The sequence below is a fragment of the Agrococcus sp. HG114 genome (assembly GCF_024723325.1).
Taxonomy (GTDB): domain Bacteria; phylum Actinomycetota; class Actinomycetes; order Actinomycetales; family Microbacteriaceae; genus Agrococcus.
In genome coordinates, this window is record NZ_JANQCH010000099.1 from 1 (window position 1) to 8,567 (window position 8,567).

Here is an 8,567-nt window from a genome sequence, read left to right on the forward strand (position 1 = left end):
GGCGCGCTGGATCGCCGCGCCCTCGGGGTTCGACGTCGCCGCGAGCACGAACACGCCCTTGGCGGCGCGCTCGGCGGCGGCGAAGAGCCCCTCGAGCGCGCCGACGCCGAGGTACGGGCTCGCCGTGAGCGCGTCGGCCTCGAGCGGCGCGCCAGGCTCGAGCCACGCCGCGGCGTAGCCGAGCGTCGTCGAGCCGATGTCGCCCCGCTTCGCGTCGGCGATCGTGATGAGGCCCGCGCCGCGCGCGTCGGCGAGCACGCGCTCGAGCGCGACGAGGCCCGCTGGGCCGAGCGCCTCGAAGAGCGCCACCTGGGGCTTGATCACCCCGACGCGCCCGGCCGCCGCCTCGACGACCGTGCGGCCGAAGCGCTCCGCGCCCGGCGCATCCGCCCCGACCCCCCAGCGCTCGAGCAGCGCGGGATGCGGGTCGATGCCGACGCACAGCGCCCCGCGGTCGGCGACGGCCGCGGCGAGCCGGGCGACGAAGGTCACGCCGACCGCCGCGCGTGGTACTCCTGCAGGCTCGTCACCTCGAACGGCTCGCGCGCGGCCTCGATCGCCGCGACCGCCGCGCCGAGCTGGGCGACCGTCGTGAACAGGGCCTTGTCGCCCGCGACGGTCGCCGCGCGGATCTCGTAGCCGTCAGCGCGCGCCGTGCCGCCGGTCGGGGTGTTGATGATGATGTCGATCTCGCCGGCGTCGATGAGGTCGACGATCGACGGCTCCTCGCCCGCCTCGGAGTGCTTCCGCACCGTGCGCACCGCGATGCCGTTGCGCGCGAGCACCTCGGCCGTGCCGGTCGTGGCGACGAGGTCGAAGCCGAGCTGCTGCAGCCGGTGCATGGGCAGCACCGCCTGCCGCTTGTCGCGGTCGGAGAGCGAGACGAACACGGTGCCCGAGGTCGGCAGCCCGCCGTAGGCGGCGGCCTGGCTCTTCGCGAACGCGGTCGGGAAGTCGCGGTCGATGCCCATCACCTCGCCCGTCGAGCGCATCTCCGGGCCGAGCAGCGAGTCGACCATGCGGCCGTCGGCGGTGCGGAAGCGGCGGAACGGCAGCACGGCCTCCTTGACCGCGACGGGCGCGTCGATCGGCATGATCGTGCCGTCGCGCTCGGGCAGCAGGCCCTCGGCGCGGAGCTCCGCGATCGTCGCGCCCGCGAGCACGCGCGCGTTCGCCTTCGCGATCGGCGTGCCGATCGCCTTCGCGACGAACGGCACGGTGCGGCTCGCGCGCGGGTTCGCCTCGATGACGTGGAGCACGCCCGCGCCGTACGCGAACTGCACGTTGATCGGACCCCGCACGTCGAGGCCCGCCGCGATGCGGTGCGTCGCGTCGCGGATCTCCTCGAGCTGCGCGCGGCCGAGGCCGACGGGCGGGAGCGTGCACGACGAGTCGCCCGAGTGGATGCCGGCCTCCTCGATGTGCTCGAGGATGCCGCCGACGTACAGCTCCTCGCCGTCGAAGATCGCGTCGACGTCGATCTCGATCGCGTCGTCGAGGAAGTGGTCGACGAGGAGCGGCGCCTGCGGGCCCACGATGCCGTGGCTCGCGATGCGGTCGAAGTAGCCGTGCAGGCTCGCGGTGTCGTACACGATCTCCATGCCGCGGCCGCCGAGCACGAACGACGGGCGCACGAGCACGGGGTAGCCGATGCCCTCCGCGATCTCGACCGCCTCCTGCTCGGTCGTCGCGGTGCCGTTGCGCGGCGCGACGAGCCCGGCGCCGTCGAGGATGCGCTGGAAGAGCCCCCGCTCCTCGGCCGCGTCGATCGCATCGGGCGTGGTGCCGAGGATCGGCACGCCCGCCGCCTCGAGCCCGCGCGCGAGGCCGAGCGGCGTCTGCCCGCCGAGCTGCACGATGACGCCGACGAGCTCGCCCGCCTGCTGCTCGACGTGCACGATCTCGAGCACGTCCTCGAGCGTGAGCGGCTCGAAGTAGAGCCGGTCGCTCGTGTCGTAGTCGGTCGAGACGGTCTCGGGGTTGCAGTTGACCATGATGGTCTCGAAGCCCGCGTCCGAGAGCGCGAACGACGCGTGCACGCACGAGTAGTCGAACTCGATGCCCTGCCCGATGCGGTTCGGGCCCGAGCCGAGGATGATGACCTTCCGCCGGTCGCTCGGCGCGACCTCCGTCTCGAGGTCGTAGCTCGAGTAGTGGTACGGCGTGAGCGCCGGGAACTCCCCCGCGCACGTGTCGACCGTCTTGTAGACCGGGCGCACGCCGGCTGCCCAGCGCGCCTCGCGCACTGCGGCCTCCTCGATGCCGCGCAGCTGCGCGATCTGGGCGTCCGAGAAGCCGTGCTCCTTCGCGAGCCGCAGGCGGGGCTCGTCGAGGTCGCCCTCGCGGATGGCGTCGGCGACCTCGTTGATCAGCACGATCTGGTCGAGGAACCACGGGTCGATGCCGGTCGCCTCGTGCGCCTGCTCGATCGTGGCCCCCGCGCGCAGCGCCTGCTGGAGCGTCACGATCCGCCCGTCGGTGGGCACGCTCGCGCGCTCGAGCAGCTCGGCGGCGTCGCCCGGCTCCCCGTCCCAGTGGAACGACGAGCCGCGCTTCTCGAGCGAGCGCAGCGCCTTCTGCAGGGCCTGCGCGTAGGTGCGGCCGATCGCCATCGCCTCGCCGACCGACTTCATGGTCGTCGTGAGCGTCGCATCCGCCGCCGGGAACTTCTCGAAGTTGAACCGCGGCACCTTCACGACGACGTAGTCGAGCGCCGGCTCGAACGAGGCCGGCGTGACCTTCGTGATGTCGTTCGGGATCTCGTCGAGGCGGTAGCCGAGCGCGAGCTTCGCCGCGATCTTCGCGATCGGGAAGCCCGTCGCCTTCGACGCGAGCGCCGAGGAGCGCGAGACGCGCGGGTTCATCTCGATGACGATGATGCGGCCCGTCGCGGGGTCGACGGCGAACTGGATGTTGCAGCCGCCCGTGTCGACGCCCACGCGCCGGATGATGTCGATGCCGATGTCGCGCAGCCGCTGGTACTCGCGGTCGGTGAGGGTGAGCGCGGGCGCGACGGTGATCGAGTCGCCCGTGTGCACGCCGACGGCGTCGACGTTCTCGATCGAGCACACGACGACCGTGTTGTCGGCCTGGTCGCGCATGAGCTCGAGCTCGTACTCCTTCCAGCCGAGGATCGACTCCTCGAGCAGGACCTCGCCGATCGTCGAGGAGTGGATGCCGTCGCCCACGAAGCGGCGCAGCTCCTCCTCGTCGTGCGCGAAGCCCGAGCCGAGGCCGCCCATCGTGAACGAGGGGCGCACGACCACGGGGTAGCCGTACTGCTCGGCGAACGCGATCGCGTCGTCGACGCTGCGCGCGATCGCGCTCGAGGCGACGTCGGCGCCCGCGTCGAGCACGAGCTGCTTGAAGAGCTGGCGGTCCTCGCCGCGCTGGATCGCGTCGACCTTCGCGCCGATGAGCTCGACGCCGTGGCGCTCGAGGATGCCCTGCTCGTGCAGCGCGATCGCCGCGTTGAGGGCCGTCTGGCCGCCGAGCGTCGGCAGGATCGCGTCGGGCCGCTCCTTGACGATGATCGTCTCGATGACCTCGGGGGTGATGGGCTCGATGTAGGTCGCGTCGGCGAAGTCGGGGTCGGTCATGATCGTCGCCGGGTTGGAGTTGACGAGGATGACGCGCACCCCCTCCTCGCGGAGCACGCGGCACGCCTGGGTGCCGGAGTAGTCGAACTCGGCGGCCTGGCCGATGACGATCGGCCCGGAGCCGATGACGAGGACGGAGCGGATGTCGTCGCGCTTGGGCACTAGGCGTCCTTCTGGTCGGAGTCGGAGTGGGAGCTCGCGGCGGCGCGCACGTCGTCGGTCGTCGTGTCGGCGCCGGTGGGGCGCGCGCCCTCGCGGTGCGCGAGCACGAGCTCGCGGAAGCGGCGGAAGAGGTGGTGGGCGTCGTTCGGGCCCGCGGCGGCCTCCGGGTGGTACTGCACGCTGAACGCGGGGATGTCGAGCGCGCGCAGCCCCTCGACCACCTCGTCGTTCAGCGAGAAGTGGCTCACCTCGACGCGCCCGAAGCCCGCGGGGCTGTCGAGCTCGACGTGCAGCGGCGCGTCGACCGCGAAGCCGTGGTTCTGGCTCGTGATCTCGACGCGGCCGGTCGCGGTGTCGAGCACGGGCTGGTTGATGCCGCGGTGCCCGAACGGCAGCTTGTAGGTGCCGAAGCCGAGCGCGCGGCCCAGCAGCTGGTTGCCGAAGCAGATGCCGAAGAACGGCAGGTCCTCGCGCAGCAGGCCCTGGAGGAGCTCGACCTGGCGGTCGCTCGCGGCGGGGTCGCCGGGGCCGTTCGAGTAGAACGCGGCGATCGGCTCGTGCGCGAGCACCTCCTCGAGGGAGGCGTCCTGGGGCAGCACGACGAGGTCGAAGCCCTGCTGCTGCAGGTACTTGAGGGTGGATGCCTTGACTCCGAGGTCGAGCACGGCGAGCGTGCCGATCGACTCGCCCTCGGCGGGGAGCCGGTAGGGCTCGCGCGTCGAGACGACCTCGGCGAGGCTGCGCCCGGCCATCGCGGGGCTCTCGCGCACGGCGGCGAGCATCGCCTCGTCGCTCGAGAGGGCGTCGCCCGAGAAGACGCCCGCGCGCATCGCGCCCGCGTCGCGCAGCCTGCGGGTGATCGCGCGCGTGTCGACGCCGGCGATGCCGACGATGCCGTCCTGCTCGAGCTGCGCGCCGAGCGAGCCCTCGGCGCGCCAGTTCGAGACGACGCGGCTCGCGGCGCGCACGACGTAGCCGGCGGGCCACGCGCGTCGCGACTCGGCGTCCTCGGCGTTCACGCCCGTGTTGCCGATGTGCGGCGCGGTCTGCACGACGATCTGACCGGCGTAGGACGGGTCGGTGAGCGTCTCCTGGTAGCCGGTCATGCCGGTCGCGAAGACGGCCTCGCCGAGCGCGCGGCCGGTGGCGCCGTAGGCGGTGCCGCGGTAGATCGTGCCGTCCTCCAGCACGAGGGCAGCGGGTGCGGGGGTGGTCATGAGGGTGCTCCTTCCCGGGCGAGGGCACGGAGCGCGTCGAACGCGGCCGTGTCGTCGCCGATCACACGGAGGTAGGTGTCGACGTCCGCGCCGAGCGAGTGGGCGATCACGATGATCCCACCGGGCTCGACGACGCGGTCGATGGTCCAGGTCGCTCGCTCCACGGAGCGGATGCGCGAGGCGGGGATGCGCACGGGCGTGCGGTCGGCGACGAGCTGCACGCCCGCCGGGTCGATCGCGAGGCTCGTGCGGCCGCGGAAGCCGAGCCCGTGCGCGAACACGCGCTGGTAGGGGTCGCCGGCGCGCGTCGTCGCGACGTAGAGCGCCTCGACGACGAGGGTCGGCACCGCGTCGGTCCAGGGCAGCGGCGGCTCGATGTCGCGCTGCCGGCGGCGGTGCGCGAGCACTCCGAGCACCGCGAGCAGCGCGAGCAGCGCGACGATGCCGGCGCTCAGGAGCGCGAACGCCTCCTTGGTCATCGCTCGCCTCCCCCGGTCACGACCTCGCCGGCGGCGACGGTGCGCCGGCCCCCGTGCCACACGTGCAGCACGCGGCCCGGCAGCTCGACGCCGAGGAACGGCGAGTTCGCCGAGCGGCCCTTGAGGGTGCTCGTCTCGACGACGCTGCGCGCGGCCGGGTCGACGAGCACGACGTGCGCGGGCGCGCCGACCTCGAGCGGGCGGTCGTAGCCCGGCTCCCGGCCGATCGCCGCGGGCGCGGTCGACATGACGCGCGCGACGCCCGCCCAGTCGAGCAGCCCCGTCTCGACCATGGCCAGCTGCACCGCACCGAGCGCGGTCTCGAGCCCGACCATGCCGAAGGCCGCATCCGCGAACGCCGTCTGCTTGGCCTCGGGCGCGTGGGGGGCGTGGTCGGTCGCGACGATGTCGATCGTGCCGTCGGCGAGCGCCTCGCGGAGCGCGTGCACGTCGCGCTCGGCGCGCAGCGGCGGGTTCACCTTGAAGCGCCCGTCGTACGACCGCACGAGCTCCTCGGTGAGCAGGAGATGGTGCGGCGTGACCTCGGCGGTGATCGCGATGCCGCGCGCCTTCGCGGCGCGCACGACCTCGACGGTCTCGCGCGTGGAGACGTGGCACACGTGCAGCCGCGCGCCGGTCGCCTCGGCGAGCATCGCGTCGCGCGCGACGATCGACGCCTCCGCGACCGACGGCCAGCCGGTGAGGCCGAGCTCGGCCGCGAGGGGGCTCTCGTGCATGACGGCCCCGCGGGTGAGCGCGGGATCCTGCGCGTGCTGAGCGACGACCGCGCCGAGCGCGGCGGCGTGCTCGAGCGCGCGCCGCATGAGCTCGGCATCGGCGACGCACGCGCCGTCGTCGCTGAAGACGGTGACCCGGGCGGCGCTGCGCGCGAGCATCGTCATGTCGGCGAGCCGCTCCCCCCGCAGGCCCGCGGTCACGGCTCCGATGGGGCGGACGGTGGCGAGCCCGGCCTCGAGCCCCAGGCGGTGCACCTGCTCGACGACCGCCGGGGTGTCGGCGACCGGGTTCGTGTTCGCCATCGCGAACACGCACGTGTAGCCGCCGGCGGCCGCGGCGCGCACGCCGCTCGCGACGGTCTCGGCCTGCTCGCCGCCGGGCTGCCGGAGGTGGGCGTGCAGGTCGACGAGGCCCGGCAGCGCGATGAGGCCGGATGCGTCGATCGTCTCGGCGGCGTCGCGGTCGACGGTCTCGGGGTCGACGAGCGCGCCGCCCTCGATCGCGAGGTCGCGCGGCGCGCCGCCGAGCACGGCGGCGCCGGTGAGCAGCGTCGTCATCGGGCGCCTCCGTGGTCGGGCGACGGGTGGTCGGATGCGAGGAGCGAGTAGAGCACGGCCATGCGCACCGAGACGCCGGCGGTGACCTGCTCGAGCACCGCGGAGCGGTCCGAGTCGGCGGCCCGGCTCGAGAGCTCGAGGCCGCGGTTCATGGGCCCTGGGTGCAGGATGTGCGCGCCCTCGACGTGCGCGAGCCGCTCGTCCGTGAGCGACCAGCCGGTGATGTACTCGGCCGGGCTCGGCGCGACGTGGCCCGCCTGGCGCTCGAGCTGCACGCGCAGCAGCATGATCGCGTCGGGCCGCTCGTCGAGCACGGCGTCGAGGCTCGTCTCGGCGCGCACGCCGAGCCGCGTGCCGTCGCTCGCGGCGGGCGGCAGGAACGAGGGCGGGCCGACGAGCGTCACCTCCGCGCCGAGCGCGGGCAGCAGCAGCGCGTTCGAGCGCGCGACGCGCGAGTGGGCGATGTCGCCGACGATCGCGACGCGCACGCCGTCGAGCCCGGCGCCGCGCGCGGCGTCTCCGTGGATCCGGCGGCGGAGCGCGAACGCGTCGAGCAGCGCTTGCGTGGGGTGCTCGTGGGTGCCGTCGCCCGCGTTCACCACGGGCCGGCCGATCCAGTCGGCGAGCAGCGCGGGCGCGCCGGAGGCGCCTGAGCGCACGACGACCCCGTCGACGCCCATCGCGGCGATCGTGAGGCCCGTGTCGCGGAGCGACTCCCCCTTCGACACGCTCGAGCCCTTGCCCGAGACGTTGATGACGTCGGCCGAGAGCCACTTGCCGGCGATCTCGAACGACGAGCGCGTGCGCGTCGAGTCCTCGAAGAAGAGGTTGACGACCGTGCGGCCCCGCAGCGCCGGGAGCTTCTTGAGCTCGCGGTCCTGGATCTGGTGCATGTCCTCGGCGAGGTCGAGGAGCGCGACAGCCTCGTCCCGCGGCATGGCGGCCGTGAGCAGGTGCCTCACGCGGCCCCGCCCTCGATCGTGACGGCGTCGCGGCCGTCCACCTCGGAGAGCAGGATGCGGACGTGCTCGCTCCGCGCGCTCGGCAGGTTCTTGCCCACGGAGTCCGCGCGGATCGGCAGCTCGCGGTGCCCGCGGTCGACGAGCACGGCGAGCCGCACGGCCCGAGGGCGGCCGAGGTCGGCGAGCGCGTCGAGGGCGGCGCGGATGGTCCGCCCCGAGTAGAGGACGTCGTCGACGAGCACGACGACCCGGTCGTCGATGCCCTCGGCGGGCACGCGGGTCGGGTGGCTCGCACGAGTGGGGCGGCCGCGCAGGTCGTCGCGGTGCATCGTGACGTCGAGCGCCCCGACGCGGGCGTCGAAGTCGATGCCGGTGATCTCGCCGAGGCGGTCGGCGAGGCGCTGCGCGAGGTGGGCGCCGCGCGTGGGGATCCCGAGCAGGATGAGGTCGTCCGGCCCGTGGTTCGCCTCGAGGATCTCGTGGGCGATGCGTGTGAGCGCCCGGCCGATCTCGTCGGGCCCGAGCACGGTGCGCGCTCCGGGGGCTTGAGTCACAGCGACTCCCTTCTCCGCCTCACAGGACGGGCTTCAAGGTTGTCTGATGAGTCCATCCTACCGGGTCGGCCGCGCCCGGCGCGGTTCGCGCGCGTCGGGTGCGAGGTGCTCGGGCCGGAGCCCGAGCCCGACGAAGCGCCCCATGGCGTGCCGCATCGCGGGCACCCGCTGCGCGATCCGCAGCGGCAGCGGCACCGGCGCCGCCTCGCCCGGTTCCGCGAGCCGCACGAGCACGGTCTCGAGCCGGCGCTGGAACGCCTGCGTCACGCGCGCCGGCGGCTCGCGGCGCGCCTGGATGC

At 74.0% G+C, this 8,567-nt stretch carries 7 protein-coding genes and 1 pseudogene; all 8 read right to left on the reverse strand.

Translation table 11 applies throughout. From position 1 onward, the window contains the following. Positions 1 to 492: orotidine-5'-phosphate decarboxylase (pyrF, locus tag NWP09_RS09715; RefSeq protein ID WP_258275315.1), on the reverse strand; the 492-nt coding region annotated here is incomplete at its 3' end. After that, positions 489 to 3,761, reverse strand: a complete 3,273-nt coding sequence (gene carB, locus NWP09_RS09720; protein WP_258275316.1) for a carbamoyl-phosphate synthase large subunit — start codon at positions 3,759 to 3,761, stop codon at positions 489 to 491. The genes carB and pyrF, both read right to left, overlap by 4 nt. Next, a complete protein-coding gene (gene carA / locus NWP09_RS09725; RefSeq protein ID WP_258275317.1) occupies positions 3,761 to 4,978 on the reverse strand; it encodes a glutamine-hydrolyzing carbamoyl-phosphate synthase small subunit in 1,218 nt (405 codons plus the stop codon). Before carA ends, carB begins: the two co-directional genes overlap by 1 nt. Beyond that, positions 4,975 to 5,457 (reverse strand): hypothetical protein, encoded by a 483-nt coding sequence (locus NWP09_RS09730; protein ID WP_258275318.1) that lies wholly within the window; start codon positions 5,455 to 5,457, stop codon positions 4,975 to 4,977. Before NWP09_RS09730 ends, carA begins: the two co-directional genes overlap by 4 nt. Beyond that, the gene (locus NWP09_RS09735; RefSeq protein WP_258275319.1) at positions 5,454 to 6,752 is read right to left on the reverse strand and encodes a dihydroorotase; all 1,299 of its coding nucleotides are present in this window, start codon (positions 6,750 to 6,752) and stop codon (positions 5,454 to 5,456) included. The genes NWP09_RS09730 and NWP09_RS09735 overlap by 4 nt, the downstream gene beginning before the upstream one ends. Next, complete coding sequence (locus NWP09_RS09740; protein WP_258275320.1) at positions 6,749 to 7,714, reverse strand: aspartate carbamoyltransferase catalytic subunit; 966 nt, start codon at positions 7,712 to 7,714, stop codon at positions 6,749 to 6,751. The genes NWP09_RS09735 and NWP09_RS09740 overlap by 4 nt, the downstream gene beginning before the upstream one ends. Further along, on the reverse strand, positions 7,711 to 8,268 hold the full coding sequence (gene pyrR, locus NWP09_RS09745; protein ID WP_258275321.1) for a bifunctional pyr operon transcriptional regulator/uracil phosphoribosyltransferase PyrR: 558 nt from the start codon (positions 8,266 to 8,268) through the stop codon (positions 7,711 to 7,713). The genes NWP09_RS09740 and pyrR overlap by 4 nt, the downstream gene beginning before the upstream one ends. Before the next feature lie 57 nt (positions 8,269 to 8,325). Next, positions 8,326 to 8,567 (reverse strand): annotated as a pseudogene (locus tag NWP09_RS09750) (hypothetical protein); the annotation flags it as partial.

Bases quoted from the DNA above. Each gene is read 5' to 3' on its own strand.
- NWP09_RS09730 (WP_258275318.1), bottom strand. From the start codon at position 5,457: ATGACCAAGGAGGCGTTCGCGCTCCTGAGCGCCGGCATCGTCGCGCTG.
- NWP09_RS09735 (WP_258275319.1), bottom strand. From the start codon at position 6,752: ATGACGACGCTGCTCACCGGCGCCGCCGTGCTCGGCGGCGCGCCGCGC.
- carA (WP_258275317.1), bottom strand. From the start codon at position 4,978: ATGACCACCCCCGCACCCGCTGCCCTCGTGCTGGAGGACGGCACGATC.